Source organism: Nocardia sp. NPDC052001 (assembly GCF_040680615.1).
In the GTDB taxonomy this organism is placed as follows: domain Bacteria; phylum Actinomycetota; class Actinomycetes; order Mycobacteriales; family Mycobacteriaceae; genus Nocardia.
This window is the reverse complement of sequence record NZ_JBFAXC010000003.1, coordinates 21,738-41,107: the sequence shown is the minus strand read 5'-3', so window position 1 is coordinate 41,107 and position 19,370 is coordinate 21,738. Positions and strand designations below refer to the sequence as shown.

At 66.5% G+C, this 19,370-nt stretch carries 16 protein-coding genes; 11 read left to right on the top strand and 5 right to left on the bottom strand.

What is annotated here, in order from left to right; all coding sequences use genetic code 11:
* Positions 1 to 91: 91 nt before the first annotated feature.
* Positions 92 to 1,795, bottom strand: a complete 1,704-nt coding sequence (locus tag AB0L82_RS15670; protein WP_364636294.1) for an MFS transporter — start codon at positions 1,793 to 1,795, stop codon at positions 92 to 94.
* Between the two features lie 109 nt (positions 1,796 to 1,904).
* Here AB0L82_RS15670 and AB0L82_RS15665 point away from each other — a divergent pair, with 109 nt between their 5' ends.
* The 3 genes from AB0L82_RS15665 to AB0L82_RS15655 all read left to right on the top strand — a co-directional run bounded on the left by AB0L82_RS15665 (position 1,905) and on the right by AB0L82_RS15655 (position 4,337).
* Positions 1,905 to 2,429, top strand: a complete 525-nt coding sequence (locus AB0L82_RS15665; protein ID WP_364636291.1) for a MarR family winged helix-turn-helix transcriptional regulator — start codon at positions 1,905 to 1,907, stop codon at positions 2,427 to 2,429.
* 65 nt (positions 2,430 to 2,494) lie between these two features.
* Positions 2,495 to 3,367, top strand: coding sequence for a haloalkane dehalogenase (locus AB0L82_RS15660; protein WP_364636288.1), 873 nt, complete (start codon positions 2,495 to 2,497; stop codon positions 3,365 to 3,367).
* 103 nt (positions 3,368 to 3,470) lie between these two features.
* Positions 3,471 to 4,337, top strand: coding sequence for an RNA polymerase sigma factor (locus AB0L82_RS15655; RefSeq protein ID WP_364636285.1), 867 nt, complete (start codon positions 3,471 to 3,473; stop codon positions 4,335 to 4,337).
* Positions 4,338 to 4,346: 9 nt separating this feature from the next.
* Here the strand turns inward: AB0L82_RS15655 and AB0L82_RS15650 are convergent, their stop codons facing one another.
* Entirely contained in the window at positions 4,347 to 5,243 is an 897-nt protein-coding gene (locus AB0L82_RS15650; RefSeq protein WP_364636282.1) for an LLM class flavin-dependent oxidoreductase, read from the bottom strand.
* A gap of 131 nt (positions 5,244 to 5,374) precedes the next feature.
* Here AB0L82_RS15650 and AB0L82_RS15645 point away from each other — a divergent pair, with 131 nt between their 5' ends.
* The 7 genes from AB0L82_RS15645 (at position 5,375) to AB0L82_RS15615 (ending at position 13,221) form a co-directional block, all read left to right on the top strand.
* Entirely contained in the window at positions 5,375 to 6,466 is a 1,092-nt protein-coding gene (locus AB0L82_RS15645) for a DUF1707 domain-containing protein (RefSeq protein ID WP_364636279.1), read from the top strand.
* Positions 6,467 to 6,473: 7 nt separating this feature from the next.
* Positions 6,474 to 7,241, top strand: coding sequence for a DUF1707 domain-containing protein (locus tag AB0L82_RS15640; protein ID WP_364636276.1), 768 nt, complete (start codon positions 6,474 to 6,476; stop codon positions 7,239 to 7,241).
* Positions 7,242 to 7,471: 230 nt separating this feature from the next.
* Complete coding sequence (dnaK, locus tag AB0L82_RS15635; RefSeq protein WP_364636273.1) at positions 7,472 to 9,310, top strand: molecular chaperone DnaK; 1,839 nt, start codon at positions 7,472 to 7,474, stop codon at positions 9,308 to 9,310.
* Positions 9,307 to 9,903 carry a nucleotide exchange factor GrpE gene (gene grpE / locus AB0L82_RS15630; RefSeq protein WP_364636270.1) on the top strand — a complete coding sequence of 199 codons (597 nt, stop codon included), beginning with the start codon at positions 9,307 to 9,309 and terminating at the stop codon, positions 9,901 to 9,903. Before dnaK ends, grpE begins: the two co-directional genes overlap by 4 nt.
* 111 nt (positions 9,904 to 10,014) lie before the next feature.
* Positions 10,015 to 11,190, top strand: coding sequence for a molecular chaperone DnaJ (gene dnaJ, locus AB0L82_RS15625; RefSeq protein ID WP_364636267.1), 1,176 nt, complete (start codon positions 10,015 to 10,017; stop codon positions 11,188 to 11,190).
* Positions 11,190 to 11,585 carry a helix-turn-helix domain-containing protein gene (locus AB0L82_RS15620; RefSeq protein WP_364636264.1) on the top strand — a complete coding sequence of 132 codons (396 nt, stop codon included), beginning with the start codon at positions 11,190 to 11,192 and terminating at the stop codon, positions 11,583 to 11,585. Before dnaJ ends, AB0L82_RS15620 begins: the two co-directional genes overlap by 1 nt.
* Before the next feature lie 466 nt (positions 11,586 to 12,051).
* A complete protein-coding gene (locus AB0L82_RS15615; protein ID WP_364636261.1) occupies positions 12,052 to 13,221 on the top strand; it encodes a globin domain-containing protein in 1,170 nt (389 codons plus the stop codon).
* 67 nt (positions 13,222 to 13,288) lie between these two features.
* On the opposite strand, the gene AB0L82_RS15610 is transcribed toward AB0L82_RS15615, so the two are convergent.
* The 3 genes from AB0L82_RS15610 to AB0L82_RS15600 all read right to left on the bottom strand — a co-directional run bounded on the left by AB0L82_RS15610 (position 13,289) and on the right by AB0L82_RS15600 (position 16,463).
* A complete protein-coding gene (locus AB0L82_RS15610) occupies positions 13,289 to 14,074 on the bottom strand; it encodes an FAD-binding oxidoreductase (RefSeq protein WP_364636258.1) in 786 nt (261 codons plus the stop codon).
* A gap of 96 nt (positions 14,075 to 14,170) precedes the next feature.
* A complete protein-coding gene (locus AB0L82_RS15605) occupies positions 14,171 to 15,331 on the bottom strand; it encodes an FAD-binding oxidoreductase (RefSeq protein ID WP_364636255.1) in 1,161 nt (386 codons plus the stop codon).
* A 154-nt stretch (positions 15,332 to 15,485) separates the two neighbouring features.
* Positions 15,486 to 16,463 carry an NADP-dependent oxidoreductase gene (locus AB0L82_RS15600; RefSeq protein WP_364636252.1) on the bottom strand — a complete coding sequence of 326 codons (978 nt, stop codon included), beginning with the start codon at positions 16,461 to 16,463 and terminating at the stop codon, positions 15,486 to 15,488.
* 245 nt (positions 16,464 to 16,708) lie between these two features.
* Between AB0L82_RS15600 and clpB the strand changes: the two genes are divergently transcribed.
* Positions 16,709 to 19,264, top strand: a complete 2,556-nt coding sequence (gene clpB, locus AB0L82_RS15595) for an ATP-dependent chaperone ClpB (protein ID WP_364636249.1) — start codon at positions 16,709 to 16,711, stop codon at positions 19,262 to 19,264.
* Positions 19,265 to 19,370 lie beyond the last annotated feature (106 nt).

Here is a 19,370-nt window from a genome sequence, read left to right as displayed (position 1 = left end):
TGAATTCTTCCCGTCGCGGGCGGCGGCGGAAAGGGAACGGCCCGCGAATCCGGCGTTTCCACCGGATTCGCGGGCCGCATCGCCGGCGGGTTCAGACCCCGACCAGCTCGTCGTCCAGGTCGACGATCTCGTGCTGTTCCAGTTTCACGTCCCTGGGCAGTGCCGCGAAACCGAGGCAGACCAGCGCCATCAATCCGATGCCCCAGGCCAGCGTGTATCGGAAGGTGTGCGCGAAGTTGACCGCATTGGCCTCCGCGCCCGCGTCGGCGAGCGTGGTCGCGATGCGTGCGTCACCGCCGGTGCCGCGGCAGCTGTCCGGCACCGCGGACGGATCCACGGCCGCGGACCGATCCCGCACGCAGGCACGGAAGCTCGCGAGAATCTGCTCCTGCGCGGGGCCGGGCAGTCCGGCGGTGCTCAATTCGGTGCGGGTCTGCGCGGTCACCGCATCCACCCCGCGCGCCGAATCATGATCCAGCTGCCCGAAGAAGATGATGCCGACCAGCGCCACACCCAATGCCAAACCCAGCTGCTGACCGGTATTGAGCAGCCCGGAGGCCGCGCCCGCCTCCTGCTCCGGAATCTGGCCGAGCAGCATGTCGATGGTCGGCGCGACCACGATGCCGAAACCGGTGCCGGTCACGATGAGCGGCAGCACCATCTGCCAGGACGCGAAATCACTGCCGTAGTGCGTGGCCAGCCAGCCGTACAGGCCGAAACCGCCCGCGGTGATCAGCCCGCCCGCCATCAGCACCCAGCGCCCGAACTTCGGGGCCAGCACACTCACCGAGGTGCCCGCGCCGATACCCGCGCCGACCGCGAAGAACACCGAGGTGAGCCCGGCCCGCATGGGCGACCAGCCCAGTCCGGCCTGCATGAACAGGGTCCAGATGAGGAAGAACCCGCCCATGCCGATCCAGAACAGCAGCCAGCTGGACAGGCCCACGGTGAACGGGCGGGACCGGAACAGATCGAGGTCGATCAGCGGTGAGCCGACCGTGCGCGCCCGCCGCCGTTCGTAGACCACGAAGGCCGCGAAGGTCACGGCGGCCGCCCCGATCATGATGAATGTCCAAGCGGGCCAATTCTTCTGGCGGCCCTCGGTGAGCGGGTAGACCAGCAGCACCACCGCGCCGATGGCCAGGATCATGCCGGCGATATCCAGGCGCGGCGCATGCGCGGACCGCGAATCCCGCATGACGATGCTCGCCGCGATCAACGCCGCGATGCCGACCGGGATATTCACCAGGAAGATCGGCCGCCAGCCCAGATCGAACAGATTCCACTGCACCAGCAGCCCGCCCAGCGACAGCCCGACCGCCGACGCGGAACCGCCGACACCGCTGTAGATGGCAATCGCCTTGGCGCGCTCATGCTTCGGGAAGGTGACGCGAATGATGGCCAGGATCTGCGGCACCATGAGCCCGGCCATCGCGCCCTGTACGAAGCGCGAGCCGATGAGCAGGGTGGGGTCCGAGGCCAGCCCGCAGGCCGCCGAGGCCAGGGTGAAACCGGCCATGCCGATGAGGAACAGGCGTTTGCGGCCGTAGATATCGCCGAGCCGGCCGCCGGTGATGAGCACCGCGGCGAACGACAGCACGTAGGCGGCGATGATCCATTCGATCTGCGAGTACTCGGCCTCGAGGTCTTTCTGAATGCTCGGGACGGCGACGTTCACGATCGTCACATCGAGCAGGTCCATGAACCCGGCGGCCAGAATGACGGCGAAGGCGATCCAGCGGCGCGGGTCGAGGGTACTTGGGGGATTTTCCAGGGTGGGGGTGTCGGAAGCCACGGCGAGCTCTCTTCGATTGGTGGGTGGTGCGACCCTTCAAACTATGCACATGAAGTGATTATCAAGCAAGAGGGCATTCATATTTTGTGCATTGCTGTATTCTGGCGAGGTGAGCGATGACGCCGGAACCCAGTACCCGCGGCTGTTCGATTCCCCCGCATTCCTGCTGGGGCAGTTGGGCTCCCACTCCGCGTACCGATTCGCCGAACTGCTGACCCCGCTCGGCATCAAACCCCCGCAGTTCGGCACGCTGCGGATTCTCGAGGCCAATGACGGGCGGTCGCAGCAGCAGCTGTGCGAGGCGCTCGGGATTCACCGCAATGTGATGGTCGGACTCGTCGACGACCTGGAGAAACGCGGGCTCGTCGAACGCCGCAGGCATCCCGCGGATCGGCGCGCGCACGCCGTGCACCTGCTTCCGGCGGCCCGGGAACTGCTCGCCGAGGCAACCGCGCTGGCGCGGGGACTGGACGCGGAAATCCTGTCGGCGCTCGATGAAGACGAACGGGCGGTCATGGTGAAGCTGTTACAGCGCGCGGCCGTCGGCAACGGACTGACCCCGGGTATCCACCCCGGTCTCACCGCCGCGCCCGGTACGGCCGCGGCCTGTGAGGTGGATCACTCGGCTCGGTAGTCACAGGCGGCGGCTGTGCGTGTCCAACCAGGTGAAGGCGAAAAACACTCGGAAGGACAACCCTCATGGCCACCGTCGACGTGCTCGACTCGTTCATCAACTACAGCGACACCGGCAGCGGGGCCATCCCCGTGGTGTTCCTGCATGGCAATCCCACCTCGAACTACATCTGGCGCAATGTGATTCCGCATGTCAGCGGCGAAAATCGCGCGCTGGCACCGGATCTCATCGGTATGGGCGCTTCCGGTAAGCCGGACAGCGACTATCGGTTCGCCGATCACGCCCGCTACCTCGACGCCTGGTTCGACGCGCTCGGGCTGGATCAGGTCGTCATCGTCGGCCACGACTGGGGTGGTGCGCTCGGAATGGATTGGGCTGCAAGGCATCCCGGCCGGGTGCGGGGCATCGCGGTGGTCGAGACCTTCCTGCGGCCCATGCTCTGGTCGGAGATGCCGCCCGCGGGCGCGGAACTGTTCCGGCGCTTCCGTTCGCCCGAGGGCGAGGAGATGGTCCTGGAACGCAATATGTTCATCGAATTCAACCTGCCCGCCTCCACCCGCTCGCTGACCCTGGAGGCCCTGGACGCCTACCGCGCGCCCTACCCGACCCCGGCCTCGCGCAAGCCGATGCTGGTGTGGCCGCGCGAATTCCCGCTCGACGGCGAACCCGCCGACGTCGTCGCCGCCATCGAGAACTACGACCGCTGGATGGCGGACACGCCTGCAGTGCCCAAACTCGTCATGGCCGTCCAGGACGGCGTCGGCCTCGGCTCACCCGAGATCATCGACTGGGCCGCAACCACATTCGCCGCCGCCGAGGTGGCGAATATCGGTCCCGCCGGACACCACTGCCCCGAGGACCAGCCCGACGCCATCGGCACGGCCGTCGCCGACTGGATCCGGCGGCACGCCCTCACCACCACCCCGGCGGTAGCCTGAATCCGCCGTGGCAGGGCTGATCACGGGGCGCGCACTCGGCACGCCCCGTGATCCCCACCGGCAACGCTTGCGCCGCGCCGCCGCCCGTTCCAGGCTGACGGTTATGGAGACCGACGAGAGTGCTGTCCAGCAGGGGCCGGATGCGGATGAGCTCGCACTGGTCGCGCGGGCCGTCGCCGGGGATCGGACCGCTGTCGGCGAAGTGGTGCTGCTGCTTCAGGATCCGATCTACCGGCTGGCGCTGCGCATGGTGTGGCGGCCCGCCGACGCCGAGGACGCCACCCAGGAGATCCTGTTGCGGGTGGTCGGGCACCTCGGCACCTGGCGGGGTGAGGCGAAGTTGTTCACGTGGGCGTATCGGATCGGCGTGAATTACCTGCTGAATCTCGAGCGCAAGACGGTCCAGGAGCAGCGACAGGTCAGCCTGGACGCGTTCGGTGAGGATCTGCGAGATGGCCTGTCGGAGGCGGATTACCGCGGCCCCGAGGGCGAATTGCTCACCCACGAGGTGCGGCTGAACTGCACCCAGGCCATGCTGCAATGCCTGGCGCGCGATGAGCGGATCGCCTTCGTACTCTCCGATATCTTCGCGCTGTCCTCCGCCGAGGCGGCCTGGATCACCGACTCCACCCCCGCCGCCTATCGAAAACGCCTGGAGCGAGCCAAGAAACGCATCGGCAACTTCCTCACCGACACCTGCGGCCTGGCCAATCCCCAAGCCCCCTGCCGGTGTTCACGTCGTGTCGACAAGGCTCTCGAACTCGGTCGTATAGATCCCCACCGCCCCGCATTCGCCGGACACCAGGTCACCCCCGGCGGCCGCGACGTGGCCGCCGCCGCCAAGCAGATGTCCACCCTCCGCGATGCCGCCGCCATCCTCGGCGCACACCCGGATTACGCCGCGCCACAGGCGAAGATCGACGCCATCGCCGGACTGATCGATTCGGGTCGCTTCCCCCTCCTGGACTGATCGGGAGGTTCAGGTGGCTGCCTCGAGCAGCTCTCGGGCGGCGGGGACGACCTGGCGGGCGAAGCGGTGGATTTGGTCCACGTCGAAGCCCGGGGGCCAGTAGATGAAGGTGTCGAAGCGGGCGTTCCTGTGCAGGGCCGCAATGATTTCCGCCCATTCGCGGGCGGAGCCCTGGATGGGGTCCCTACCGCGGGGGTGGGGGTTGAGGGAGCGGTCGCTGATGACGCCGGGGAGGGCGGCCATGCGGGTGATGGCGGCCGGATCGCGGTGTGCGGCGCGGGCGGCGGCGTCGATGCGGTCCTGGGCGGCGTGCCAGTGTTCCCAGGGGAGCCAATTGGGCAGCGGCGCAACCCATCCGTCGCCGGTGCGGCCGATCAGGTCGAGGGCGTGCGGGCCCATAGCGCCGATCCAGACGCCGATATCGTGCGCCGGGGCGGGTCCGCCCGCGATGCCCTGGACGGTGTATTCGTCACCTTGGACGGCGACCAGGCGGCCGGGCCGCCATTCCGCGCGGATGATCTCGATACCTTCTTCGAGGGCGCGCAGCGCCGCACGGCCCTTCAGCACCGGACCGCCCATGGCGACGATACCGTCCTCGAAAGCCCCCGCGCCGACGCCCAATTCGAAGCGCCCGCCACTGAGCAGGTCGAAAGTGGCGGCCTGTTTCGCGATCATGGACGGTCGCCGCAGCGGCATATTCGCCACCCCGGGATAGACGGTGATCCGCCTGGTCGAGCTCAGACAGGCCCCAACGACGGCGAAGGTATCGCCGAATTCCGGCGCGTACGGATGATCCTGAATACCGACCAGATCCAGCCCCTCATCCTCGGCAGCCTTGGTCATATCGAGAACGTCTTCCAGAGCCGCCGCGGTGGGCGGGATCGAAATGCCGAAACGCACATCCATCGGGCCTCCTCCGGTCGCAGCGGTCCAAACGTCTAGATCTTGCCCGCCAACCTGCGAAAACCGGGTATTTCGGACATAGCGCGTGTCCAGGTTGCCGCCCTATCCGCTGCCCGGGCGGATACGATCCGCGTGTGAGTGCGAGATCGTCCGATGCGTCGGGTTCCGCCAGCGCCGGGCGATTGCGGGCGCGCGATATCGACCGGGTGAACGCCCGGGCCCGGCTCGACGCCGCCTATGAGGAAGGGCAGCTGGGGGCTGATGAATACGAGCAGCGGTCGCAGCGGGCGCAGGCGGCGCAGACGCTGGAGCAGCTCGCGCGGCTGACGGGGGATCTGCAACCCACGAAGGGGGCGGCGGGGGTGACCGCGCCGCCGACCAAACCGGCCGAGACGAGCCGGTACCCCAACCGCACTCGGGCGCGGGACAGCGATCGTGCGGCAACCTGCCTTTTGCTCGACGCCGGACTCGCCGACGGGCAGCTGAACGAGGCCGACCATCGCGCCCTGACCGAACTGGCCGGGGAGGCAAGGACTCTGGGGGAACTGGCCGACCTCACCTCCGATCTGCAACGGGCCGCGAACGCGCCCGGTCCGGCGCAGCCGCCACGGTCGTATCGCGGGAAGCTGTTCGGGGTGGGCGTGCTCGCGGCCTGCGCGGCGCTGTTCATCGCGGGATTCGCGGCGGTGAATCGGCCCGCGCCGATTCCGGTCGCGCCGCCCGGGGTGAACCTCGGCGTGGTGGAGCCGGTCGTGGTCAAGATCCCGAATCTGCATACGGGAGAAGGGATCGCGGCGTTCTTCGCACTGTACAAGGCCAAGTTCGGTGATCTGTCCGTCGATGAGCTGAACCTGTATCCCGACTACGCGATCTTGAAGCGCATGGTGCCGGGGCAGTCGAATCGCCAGGCGGAGTACGACTATCGGGGCGGATTCCAGCAGCGCTCGACGCCGACCACCCGCAAATCCGACGCCCCGGTCTTCGACCTGGGTGCCGTCGATACGACGGCCATCGGCGCACTGGCCGCCCGGGCGCTCACCGACCTCAATGTCGCCCAGGGGACGATCAGCTATATCGGGTTCGAAACCGATTCGGTGTCCTCCCCGCGCGGGGTGCCGCCTGCCCCGATCATCCGAATCTACGTGGGTAACAAGGCGAGTGAGAGCGGCTTCCTCGAGGCCACCCCGGCGGGTGTGGTCACCCGCACTGCGCCGTTCAAGGGATAGGACGGACATGGCCGACTACCGGAACCAGAGCATGCGCGTCCGCGACGCCGACCGGGTCGACGCCTGCGCGCTGCTGGACAATGCCAAGGCCGAAGGCGAATTGACCGAGGCCGAGCACGCGTCACGCACCGCCGCCGCGATGCAGGCGCGCACCTTCGGCGATCTCGACAAGCTCATCGACGATCTCCAGATTCCGGCGAATCTCGTTGGCACCGCGCTGCTTCGGCCGCAACGCCGAGATGACCTGCGGCGCTGGAAGATCGCCATCGCCGCGCTCTGCGTCGCGACCGTGGTGGGCGCACTCGGCGGCTGCATCGCCCGCAATACCGTCTCGAAGCCCGAGATGCCCGACGCCACCACCGGTGCGGGCCTTGCGAGTTTCGTTGCGGCATACCGGGATCACTTCGGCGACACCACCGTCGATCGAGTGGTGCTCTACCCCGGCTATGTGTCGATTCAGCGACCTTCGGCAAAGGACGGTCGTGCGGACTACTACCGCTACGACGGCACTTTCCACAGCAGCAGTGATACCTCGCGCAGCTCCAGCGTCCAATCGCTGGATCTGTCCACCATCGATCTGCCGAAGCTGGCCGGTCTGATCGCGGGCGGCCCCGCCTCGGCCGGATTGCCCGGCGTTCCGATCTCGCACATCAGCATCGAGCGCAGGACCGGTGAGGATCCGGCCGTCTCCATCTATACGACGCAGGGTTCGCGCAGCGGCTACCTGGTGGTTTCGCCGCAGGGTGAACCGCTCATGGTCAACGTCGCGAAGTAACCTCACTTTCGGGAGATTTCTCCGCTCCCCGGGAATAGATGTCGTGAGTCGCCAGTTGGTGCTGTTCAGACAAGGTTGAGCGCGACGGACTCAAGTTCAACTTGCACCGATCGGATATCGGGTGCAGGATTGAGCCGACCACGCTCAGTGTTGCTGAAGATTCCTGCCCGCCGGACGGGCAGGGATCTCGCCGCTAAGACACATAGGTACGTCAACCAGGAGGAATCACCATGGCTCGTGCGGTCGGTATCGACCTCGGGACCACCAACTCGGTCATCGCCGTTCTCGAAGGCGGTGAGCCGGTAGTCGTCGCCAACTCGGAGGGGTCGCGCACCACTCCGTCCATCGTCGCTTTCGCGAAGAACGGCGAGGTACTCGTGGGTCAGCCCGCGAAGAACCAGGCCGTCACCAACGTCGATCGCACGATTCGGTCCGTCAAGCGCCACATGGGCGAGGACTGGTCCGTCGAGATCGATGGCAAGAAGTACACCCCGCAGGAGATTTCCGCGCGCACGCTCATGAAGCTCAAGCGCGACGCCGAGGCGTACCTCGGTGAGGAGATCACCGACGCGGTCATCACCGTCCCCGCCTACTTCGAGGACGCGCAGCGCCAGGCCACCAAGGAGGCCGGGCAGATCGCGGGCCTGAACGTGCTCCGTATCGTCAACGAGCCCACCGCGGCCGCACTGGCGTACGGCCTGGACAAGGGCGACAAGGAACAGACCATCCTGGTCTTCGACCTCGGTGGCGGCACCTTCGACGTCTCGCTGCTGGAGATCGGCGAGGGCGTCGTCGAGGTCCGCGCGACCTCCGGTGACAACCACCTCGGTGGCGACGACTGGGACGAGCGCGTCGTGACCTGGCTGGTCGACAAGTTCAAGGCGTCTTCGGGCATCGACCTGACCAAGGACAAGATGGCCCTGCAGCGGCTGCGTGAGGCCGCGGAGAAGGCCAAGATCGAACTGTCGTCCTCGCAGTCGACCTCGATCAACCTGCCCTACATCACCGTCGACGCGGACAAGAACCCGCTCTTCCTCGATGAGCAGCTCACCCGCGCCGAGTTCCAGAAGATCACCTCCGATCTGCTGGACCGCACCCGCAAGCCCTTCCAGTCCGTCATCAAGGACGCGGGCATCGCCGTCGGCGACATCGATCACGTTGTCCTCGTTGGTGGTTCGACCCGTATGCCCGCCGTCTCGGAACTGGTCAAGGAGCTGACCGGCGGCCGCGAGCCCAACAAGGGCGTGAACCCGGACGAGGTCGTCGCCGTCGGCGCCGCCCTGCAGGCCGGTGTGCTCAAGGGTGAGGTCAAGGACGTCCTGCTGCTCGATGTCACCCCGCTGTCGCTGGGTATCGAGACCAAGGGCGGCGTGATGACCAAGCTCATCGAGCGCAACACCACCATCCCCACCAAGCGGTCCGAGACCTTCACCACGGCCGACGACAACCAGCCGTCCGTGCAGATCCAGGTCTTCCAGGGTGAGCGCGAAATCGCTTCGCACAACAAGCTGCTCGGTTCCTTCGAGCTGACCGGCATCCCGCCGGCCCCGCGTGGCGTGCCGCAGATCGAGGTCACCTTCGACATCGACGCCAACGGCATCGTGCACGTGACCGCGAAGGACAAGGGCACCGGCAAGGAGAACACGATCAAGATCCAGGACGGCTCCGGCCTGTCCAAGGAGGAGATCGATCGCATGGTCAAGGACGCCGAGGCGCACGCCTCGGAGGACAAGGCCCGTCGCGAAGAGGCCGAGACCCGCAACCAGGCCGAATCGCTGGTGCACCAGACCGAGAAGTTCATCAAGGACAACGAGGACAAGGTCCCCGGCGACATCAAGGAAAAGGTCGAGGCCGCGATCGCCGAGGCGAACGAGGCGCTCAAGGGCACCGATATCGCGGTCATCAAGACCGCGGTGGAGAAGCTCGCGACCGAGTCGCAGGCGCTGGGCCAGGCCATCTACGATGCGAGCGCCGCGGATCAGGCCGCCTCGAGCAATGGCTCGAGCGCGCCGGACTCCGATGACACCGTCGTCGACGCCGAGGTCGTCGAGGAGCCGGAGAAGAAGTGACGAACCCGAACCCGGAACAGGAACCGGTCACGGGTGAGGTAGGCGATGTCGCGGCGGAGGATTTCGCCGCGGCTTCGGCCGCCGACGTGCTGAGCGAGGATTCCCTCGCCGACGCCATCAGCGCCGAACTCGCCGAGCGCACCTCGGATCTGCAGCGGCTCACCGCCGAATACGCCAACTATCGTCGCCGTGTCGAACGGGACCGCAAGGCCACCATCGACAATGCCAAGGCCACGGTCGTCAGCGAATTGCTCGGTGTGCTGGACGATCTGGACCGCGCGCGTGCACACGGCGATCTGGAGGGACCGCTCAAGGCGGTCGCCGACAAGCTCGCCACCGCCCTGCAGAAGCAGGGCCTGGAGGAATTCGGCGCGGCGGGCGATCCTTTCGACCCGACCCTGCACGAAGCCGTCCAGCACGAGGGCTCCGGCCATGAGCCGGTGATCGGCATGGTCATGCGCAAGGGTTACCGCTTCGGCGATCGGGTGCTGCGGCACGCGATGGTCGGGGTCACCGACGCGCCCGAGGATCTGAACGGCCCGGCCGCATCGGATACGACGAACGCCGGCCCCGATGCCGCTGGTACCGAGTAACACACCGATGGCCCCGGCCGGGGCCGTTCGGGCGGTCTCTCGCGAGACCGCGAAGCCGGTGGTCCCGAATGGGACCGCGGCGCCGAGGAATTCGAGAGGAGGAGATGCCCGGTGAACCGGGAGTGGCTCGAGAAGGACTTCTACAAGGAGCTGGGTATCGCCTCCGGCGCCAGCCAGGACGAGATCAAGAAGGCGTACCGCAAACTCGCCCGCGACCTGCATCCGGACAAGAACCCGGGTGACGCCAAGGCCGAGGAGCGGTTCAAGCTGGTCAGCGAGGCGCACGCCGTGCTGTCCGATCCGGAGAAGCGCGAGGAGTACGACGAAGCGCGAAAGCTTTTCGCGGGCGGCGGTTTCGGCCGCGGCGGCTTCACTCCGGGCGCCGGTTACGGTCAGCCCGGCGGCGGGTTCTCACAGGAATTCAACCTGGGTGACATCTTCGGCGGGCAGCAGGCCGGCGCCGGTGACGGCGGACTGGGCGATCTGCTCGGCGGACTGTTCAACCGGGGCGGCACCCGCACCTCATCGCGGCCGCGGCGCGGCAGCGATGTGGAAACCGAGACGACACTGGGCTTCCGCGAGGCCGCCCAGGGCGTGACGGTTCCGCTGCGCATGACCAGTCCGGCCGCCTGCACCACCTGCCACGGCAGCGGCGCCAAGCCGGGCACCAGCCCGCGCGTATGCCCGCACTGCAATGGCGCGGGTGTGGTCAGCCGCAATCAGGGCGCGTTCGGATTCAGCGAACCGTGCGAGGACTGCCGGGGCACCGGATCGATCATCGATGATCCGTGCGTCGACTGCCACGGCACCGGTATCCAGAATCGGACCCGCACCATCACCGTGCGCATTCCCCCGGGCGTGCGCGATGGGCAGCGGATTCGGCTGGCGGGTCAGGGTGAGGCGGGTCTGCGGGGCGCACCGCCCGGCGATCTGTTCGTCACCGTGCACGTCAGTCAGGACAAGGTCTTCGGCCGCAATGCCGACGATCTGACCCTGGTGCTGCCGGTCAGTTACAGCGAACTCGTTTTGGGTACAACGGTTTCCGTGCCAACACTGGAGGGACGCGTCGGCGTCAAGGTGCCCCCGGGCACCGCCGACGGCCGCACCCTGCGCGTACGCGGGCGGGGTGTGCCCAAGCGCGACGGCGGGGCGGGCGATCTGCTCGTCACCGTCAAGGTCGCCATCCCGCAGAAGCTGGACGACAATGCCGCCGAAGCGCTCCGGCGCTATGCGGAGGCGGAGAAGACCAGTGGATTCGATCCGCGTGCAGGCTGGGCAGGTGCGTGATGAGTTCCGATCCGAAGAAAGCCGCCGAGGCACAGTACTTCCTGATCTCGGTGGCGGCGCAGCTGGCGGGCATGCACGCCCAGACGCTGCGCACCTATGACCGACTGGGTTTGGTTTCGCCGCAACGTACTTCGGGCGGCGGGCGGCGCTACTCCGATCGGGATGTGCAGCTGCTCCGCGAGGTACAGCGCCTGTCCCAGGACGAGGGCGTGAATCTCGCGGGCATCAAACGGATCATCGAACTCACCAATCAGGTCGAGGAACTCCAGCAGCGCGTGGCCGAACTGAGCGGTGAGGTGGATCGGCTCCGTGCGGGATACCGCCCGGATCTGACTCCGCCGCAGCGCAGTACGGCGCTGGTGGTGTGGCAGCCGCGGCATCGCCGCACGCAGTAGTCGGGCAACGCCGCACGCGATAGCCAGCGGGAAACGGGAAGCAGCGCTCCGAATGTCGGGGCGCTGCTTTTTTATTGCGTTGGCGGGCCGTGAAATTAATACAGACCGCTCGGTTGTATTGTTTGCTAAATGTATGTTTTGTCCAGCTGTGGCATGGGAATTCATCGCCTGTCATGGTTGCGGCAGGATCGCTCCCTTACTGAAGATTGCAAAACGAATCCCCCAAGATCGGTAGCCGAAAGCCGGTGTCCACCGGCGTTTCCCAGTTGAACAGTCTGTTTTCGTGCAGGTTTGGTTGCAGCAGGATCGTTTTCGGGGAATTACAGGCATGTTGTTGAAACGACTCATTCCGTTGCTGGCAAACCTCGCCTATAGTTGCTCAGCAACGGCTGCTGTCGAGTGTCCCGCAGCACTGCACTCACCGGCCCTGGCTTGTGTTCGAGTGCGAAATGGGGTTGTGACACAAATGGATTCGCGGACCGTCGCATTGATAAGAACGACGTTCAAGGCGGTAGCTGCGGAGGATGGTGGCCCCGAAAAACTCGCTCGATCGTTCTACGCCATCCTCTTCACGGAGTACCCCCAGGTTCGAGACTTCTTCCCGGCAGCGCTGGACGCCCAGCGCGATCGGCTGGTGAAGGCCATCGCCTATGTGGTGGACCGCCTGGAGGAACCCGATAAGCTGCTGCCCTTCCTGGCGCAGCTCGGCCGCGACCACCGCAAATACGGTGTGATCGGCGAACACTATGCGGCAGTGGGGAAGTCACTCAAGGCCGCACTCGAGTCGTACGCGGGCACCGAGCTGTGGACCGATGAGATCGGCCGGGCCTGGGACGAGGGTCTCACGGTCATCGCCTCCACCATGATGGAGGCCGCGGACCGGGAGACCACACCACCGGTCTGGACCGGCACCGTCATCGAACACCGTGAGGTACTGCGCAATCTCGCGATCGTGCGGCTCAAACTGGATCAGCCCATCCAATACGCGGCCGGTCAGTACATGAGCGTGCAGATCCCCTCGCGCCCCCGCATGTGGCGCTATCTCTCCCCGGCGATTCCCGCGAATCCCAGCGGCGAGATCGAATTCCACATTCGCGGCGTCACCGGCGGCTGGGTCAGCCCGGCCATGGTCGGGCACACCAAGGTCGGCGAGAAGTGGCTGATCGGCTCACCGCTCGGCGGTCTCGGCGTGCCCCGCAATACCCGGCGCAAGATGCTCATGATCGGCTGCGGCACCGGAATCGCCCCGCTGCGAGCACAACTCATGGCCATGACCCAGCGTCGCTCCAATCCCAAGGTCGATCTGTTCGTCGGCGGTCACTACCCGTGCGACCTCTACGATCTGGAAATCCTCGGACAGCTCGCGCAGTCCAATAAATGGCTCACCGTCACCCCGGTCACCGAGAGCGATGAGGATCCGTGGTGGCAGCTCTCCAATTCCAGTGAGCCCAAGGAACATCCGGGCCTGCAACCGCGCGTCGTCGGCCAAATCGGCAAGGTGGTCGCGAGTTTCGGCGCCTGGGACGACCGCGATGTGCAAATCGTCGGGTCGCCGTCGATGGTGCAGACCACCAAGTTCCGGCTGATGGCCGCGGGGACCTCCACCAAGAACATCCGCCACGATCCGCTCTTCTGACCCCTCCCGAAAAGACCCCCGCGCCGCTGCCTGTCGCTCGGCAGCGGCGCGGGGCACCACTCAACTCTCAGAACCCTTCGTAGCGAATGAGTTCGCGTGGGGTGCCGGTGGCGATGAGCATTTCCACCGTGGACTGCACCATGGCCGCGCCGCCGCAGACCAGGATCTGCTGGAGGTCCAGCGGGCCGAAGCGGTGGACCACCTCGGCGAGGGTGCCGGGGATCAGTTCCTCGGGCTGGAAGCCGATGTCAACGCGGCAGGATTCGTACCAGTCGTCGATCCACTCCGGATCCTGCTCGTCCAGCACCACGGGAATGATTGTCAGCCAGGGCAATTCGTTCGCGAGCAGAGCCAGCATATCGGCGGCGTAGAGATCGCGCGGGAAGCGGCCGCCGACGAACAGGTGGGTGCGCGGGGGCTGCTCGCGGCGTGAGATATCCAGCAGCAGCGCGCGGAACGGGGCCAGGCCCACACCGTCGGCGATCATGATCAGGTCGGTGGCATTGTCGGCCACCGCCAGCCAGCCCGCCGGATTGCGGATCTTCCACTCGTCGCCGGTACGGGTGTCGGCGACCATGGAACCGCTGCACCAGCCGCCGGGCACGGTGCGAATGTGGAACTCCAGCTTGCCGTCCAGCGACGGCGGCAGCGCGGGATACAGGCGGCGCACCATATTCGGATGCTGCGGGGTGCGCACCTCCACCGACTGGCCCGGCGCGAACGGCACGAACTCGCCGATCAGCCGGACCACCGTGAGGTCCTCGCGCAGGCGGTGCGCGCCGACCACGGTGGCGGGCCACTCGGTCGGGCCGTCGATCCGAATCGGGCCGGTCTGATCGGGGTCGAGGGTCACCGCACACTCCTGCTCATCGAAAAACCTTGCACCGCACTATCTCTCATACAGACCGCGAGACCATCATCCCGGCGCGCTCGCGGCCGGGATTCCGGTTCACACCGGATCGGAGTTGATCGCCGATTCGGGTGTGCCCACCGCCAGCAGGGCCCGTTTGGTGTCCGCGATCATGCGCGCCGACCCGGCGATCTGGATCTGCCGGTCCGCCCACGCGCCGAAACTGGCCACCACCGCGCCCAGGTTACCGATCAGCCGCCGGTGCATGCCGAACGGCGGATCCGCGGGCGGGTACGGATGCCACCACGGGTTGGTCTCGTTCTCGCACACCGGGATCACCGTGAGCCACGGATTGCTCTGCGAGAGCTGCCACATGTTCTCCACGTCGTACAGATCGCACGGGTAGCGCCCGCCCATGAACAGGTGCACGCGCGGATTGATACCGCGCCGCCCCATCTCGATCAGCTGGGCCCGGATCGGCGCGATCCCGGTGCCGGAGCTGATCATCAGCACATCGCGGCGGCTGCGCAGATCCACGTGCAGCCCGCCCAGCGGGGACGCGATCATCCAGCGGTCGCCGACCTTGGTCTCATTGATGATGGCCGGGCTCACCCACCCGGTGCGCACCTTGCGGACGTGGAATTCGATCTCGCCGTATTGATTGGCGGGAATCGCGGGCGAGAGATACCGCCACATCTTGGGCCGCTGCGGAATCGCCACCGGCACATACTGTCCCGCCTGATAGGGGATCGGCGTATCGGATTGCAGCCGCACGATGGCCAGATCGTCGACCACCCGCCGGTGCCCGACCACGGTCGCCTCCCAATACGGTTGTGACGTATCGGAATTCGCGCCGATGGCCATGGACGCCGAAATCAGGATGGTGATATCGCGCCACCCGGACTCCAGCTCCCTGCTCCAATTTCCGACCCCGTTATAGGAGCGGAACGCGGCGAGCAGCGCACGACCGGCAATGTCGTAATGCGCCGCCTCCACACCGTACTTGCGGTGATCGCGCGCGAGCTGCTCCAGGAATCGCTGCGCCCGGTCCCAATCCTCCAGATTGTCGAGCACGAACTGCACGGCCGTCACCAGCCGCTTGGGCTGCATATCCATGGCGGAGGGGAAGAGTTCCCGCAGGGCGGGGATCTCCGCGAATAGGTGACCGTAGAACGCGCTGATCAGTCGTTCGGGCCCGTGCGGGGCCTCGACGACTGTCCGGAAGTTTGCGCGGACCAGCGCTGCTGAACGCGCATCCACGACGTCGAGCTTTCCTTTCCTTGCTACTACCCCGGACGCGCCTGGTTCCAGGCGGTCCTCCGCGTCAAGTATCCCTGAAAAAACCGTGGTCGCACGGATATAGCCGAGGGTTGTGAATTTGCCGGTGATCGGACGGCGGCGACGCACCGGGGGTTCAGATAACCAACACCGTCTTGCCACGTGCGCCGGAGGCGCCGATAACTTCCGGGGCGGCGTCCAGGGGCGGGGTGTTGTCGATCGGGACCACCAGATCGCCATTGCCGACATCGCGCAGCAGTTCCCGCAATTCCGGTGCGCCGCCGCTGGATTCGAAGTTCCCGCCGGTGATGCCGCGCGCTTTGAGCGCTTCCTCGTCGGCGGACCAGACGGTGGTGTACGCCGCACCGCCGGACTTGACCACACTCGCGTTGTCGGCGAACAGCGGCGGCGGGCTCACCAGATCGAACAGCACGTCGACTCCGGCGGGCACTGTGATCCGCACCGAATCCGCGATCGAGAGCGGCGCGCCCTCGGCGTGGGTCGGCGAGTCGGTGACGGTGATCCGCCCGTAGTTGACCACCTCGGTCGCGCCCAGCCGGATCATCCGATCGGTGTCGTCGGGCCGCGCGGTCGCGATGACGTGCGCGCCCGCCAGTGCCGCGAGCTGCACCAGATAGGAGCCGACGCCGCCGGACGCGCCGACGATCAGCACGCTCTGCCCGGCCGCCACTTTCGCGGCGTGAATGAGATCGAGCGCGGTGATGCCCGCGGTGGGCAGGGCGGCGGCCTGGATGGAGGTCACCTCGTCCGGTATCCGGGCGATGATCGAGGTCGAGGGCACCACGATGTATTCGGCGAAGGTGCCGTGCCCGAGCGGCGGATTGAGCCATTTGCCGACCACGCGTTCGCCTATCTCGACATCGGTGACATCGGCGCCGATGCCGACCACCCGGCCCGCGCCGTCCACGCCGGGGATGAGCGGAAAGTCGTGCGGCAGTTTGCCGTCCAGGAAGCCGTCGATGATGCGCTGGTCGAAGGGGTTGACGCCCGCGGCCTCGATTTCGATCTTGAGTTCACCCGGTCCGGCTTCGGGGACGGGCATATCGGCGGTCTCGGGGCGGCCGCCGAATTCTCGAACCACGATCGCGCGCATTGCTGCTCCATTCGTCCGGATGTCCGAGCTTGGGATGAGCGGGTGATGCGTCAACGAACCCGGTTCATCGTAGGCAGGGTCACCGTGGAACCGGTGTGATTCAGGCCATTCGGTTTTGTTCGTGGCGAGTAGCCTAACGGGGACCTTCGGCACTGGTGGTCGCACCGGAAATTCGTCAGACTTGAGCGGAACAGACTCAACTCCTGTCGCGTTGGTTCGAGTAAGCGACTAGTAGGAAGGTGAACGTGGACTCGTTCAATCCCACCACCAAGACCCAGGCGGCCCTGACCGCCGCATTGCAGGCGGCCTCCGCCGCGGGCAACCCGGAAATCCGTCCGGCGCACTTGCTGGTGGCGTTGCTGGATCAAACCGACGGCATCGCCGCTCCCCTGTTGAAGGCCGTCGCCGTAGATCCGGCCACGGTCCGGCGCGAAGCGCAGGACATTGTCGACCGGCTGCCGCGCGCCACCGGCGCCACCACCCAACCGCAACTCGGGCGCGAGGCGCTCGCGGCCATCACCGCCTCGCAGCGGCTGGCCACCGAGATGGGCGACGAATACGTCTCCACCGAACACCTCATGGTCGGCCTGGCCGCCGGGGATTCGGACGTCTCGCAACTGCTGCTCAAATACGGCGCGACCGCGGACGCGCTGCGTGAGGCGTTCACCGCCGTGCGCGGCAACACCCGCGTCACCAGCCCCGATCCCGAGGGCAGCTACCAGGCGCTGGAGAAGTACTCCACCGACCTCACCGCCGCGGCCCGCGACGGCAAATTGGATCCGGTCATCGGGCGCGACACCGAGATTCGCCGCGTGGTGCAGGTGCTGTCCCGGCGTACCAAGAACAATCCGGTGCTCATCGGCGAACCCGGCGTCGGCAAGACCGCCATCGTCGAGGGACTGGCCCAGCGCATCATCGCGGGCGACGTCCCGGAATCGTTGCGCGGCAAGAAACTCGTCTCGCTCGACCTGGGCGCGATGGTCGCCGGAGCCAAGTACCGCGGTGAATTCGAGGAGCGGCTCAAGGCCGTGCTCGAGGAGATCAAATCCAGTGCGGGACAGATCATTACGTTCATCGACGAGCTGCACACCATTGTCGGCGCCGGCGCGACCGGCGAATCCGCCATGGACGCCGGGAACATGATCAAACCCATGCTGGCGCGCGGTGAACTGCGCCTGGTCGGTGCGACCACGCTCGACGAATACCGGCAGCACATCGAGAAGGATCCGGCCCTGGAGCGCCGTTTCCAGCAGGTGCTGGTCGGCGAGCCGTCGGTGGAGGACACCGTCGGCATCCTGCGTGGGCTCAAGGAGCGCTACGAGAACCACCATCACGTGCGCATCACCGATTCCGCGCTGGTCGCCGCCGCTACCCTGTCGGACCGGTACATCACCTCCCGGTTCCTGCCGGACAAGGCGATCGACCTGGTCGACGAGGCCTCGTCCCGGCTGCGCATGGAAATCGATTCCCGCCCCGTGGAAATCGATCAGGTGGAACGGGCCGTGCGCCGCCTCGAAATCGAGGAGGTGGCCCTGGCCAAGGAGACCGACGAAGCCTCCAAACAGCGTTTGGAGAAGCTGCGCTCCGAACTCGCCGACGACCGCGAGAAGCTCAATCAGCTGATGACCCGCTGGCAGAACGAGAAGCAGGCCATCGATTCGGTGAGCGCACTCAAGGAGCAGTTGGAGGATCTGCGCGGAGAGTCCGAGCGCGCCGAGCGCGACGGCGATCTGGGCAAGGCCGCCGAACTGCGGTACGGGCGAATCCCGAAGCTGGAGAAGGAGCTTGCCGAGGCCGAGTCCAAAGCCAAGGGCGCGTCCGACGGTGACGTCATGCTGAAGGAGGAGGTCGGCCCGGACGATATCGCCGAGGTCGTCTCGGCGTGGACCGGTGTTCCGGTCGGACGCATGCTCGAGGGCGAGACCCAGAAGCTGCTCCGGATGGAGGACGAACTGGGCCGCCGGGTCATCGGTCAGAAGGCGCCGGTGCAGGCGGTGTCCGATGCGGTGCGCCGGGCCCGGGCGGGCGTGGCCGATCCGAATCGGCCCACCGGTTCGTTCATGTTCGTCGGACCCACCGGCGTGGGTAAGACCGAGCTGGCAAAGGCGTTGGCGGACTTCCTGTTCGACGATGAGCGCGCCATGATCCGCATCGATATGAGCGAGTACAGCGAGAAGCATTCGGTGGCTCGCCTGGTCGGTGCGCCCCCGGGCTACGTCGGATACGACCAGGGCGGCCAGCTCACCGAGGCGGTGCGCAGGCGGCCGTACGCGGTGGTGCTGTTCGACGAGATCGAGAAGGCGCATCCGGATGTCTTCGACATCCTGTTGCAGGTGCTCGACGAGGGGCGGCTCACCGACAGTCAGGGCCGCACGGTCGACTTCCGCAACACCATCCTGATTCTCACCTCGAATCTGGGTGCGGGCGGGTCGAACGAGATGGTCATGAACGCGGTGCGCTCGGCCTTCAAACCCGAGTTCCTGAACCGGCTCGACGATGTGGTCATGTTCCATCCGCTCGATGAGGAGCAGTTGGAGGAGATCGTCGACATCCAGCTGAACCAGTTGCAGAAGCGGCTCGCCCAGCGTCGCCTGAAGCTGGACGTCTCGGATTCGGCCCGGTTCTGGCTCGCGGTGCGTGGCTACGATCCGGCTTACGGTGCGCGTCCGCTGCGCAGGTTGATCCAGCAGTCCATCGGCGACACCCTCGCCAAGGAGCTGTTGGCCGGTGAGGTGCAGGACGGGGACACCGTGAAGGTCAACGTCACCCCGGACGGCGACAGTCTGATCGTCGGCCGCTAGTCCGGAAAAACGGGAATGCCGCACTTTTCGCTGTGGAAAGTGCGGCATTTTCATTTGCCGGTAGATGGCCGATTCGGAACCGCTCGGTCGAGTTCAAGCCCCGCAG

Excerpts from the sequence above, each read along its gene's own strand:
- AB0L82_RS15660 (WP_364636288.1), top strand. The coding sequence starts at position 2,495 with ATGGCCACCGTCGACGTGCTCGACTCGTTCATCAACTACAGCGACACC.
- AB0L82_RS15655 (WP_364636285.1), top strand. The coding sequence starts at position 3,471 with ATGGAGACCGACGAGAGTGCTGTCCAGCAGGGGCCGGATGCGGATGAG.
- AB0L82_RS15650 (WP_364636282.1), bottom strand. The coding sequence starts at position 5,243 with ATGGATGTGCGTTTCGGCATTTCGATCCCGCCCACCGCGGCGGCTCTG.
- AB0L82_RS15640 (WP_364636276.1), top strand. The coding sequence starts at position 6,474 with ATGGCCGACTACCGGAACCAGAGCATGCGCGTCCGCGACGCCGACCGG.
- dnaK (WP_364636273.1), top strand. The coding sequence starts at position 7,472 with ATGGCTCGTGCGGTCGGTATCGACCTCGGGACCACCAACTCGGTCATC.
- AB0L82_RS15620 (WP_364636264.1), top strand. The coding sequence starts at position 11,190 with ATGAGTTCCGATCCGAAGAAAGCCGCCGAGGCACAGTACTTCCTGATC.
- AB0L82_RS15615 (WP_364636261.1), top strand. The coding sequence starts at position 12,052 with ATGGATTCGCGGACCGTCGCATTGATAAGAACGACGTTCAAGGCGGTA.
- AB0L82_RS15600 (WP_364636252.1), bottom strand. The coding sequence starts at position 16,463 with ATGCGCGCGATCGTGGTTCGAGAATTCGGCGGCCGCCCCGAGACCGCC.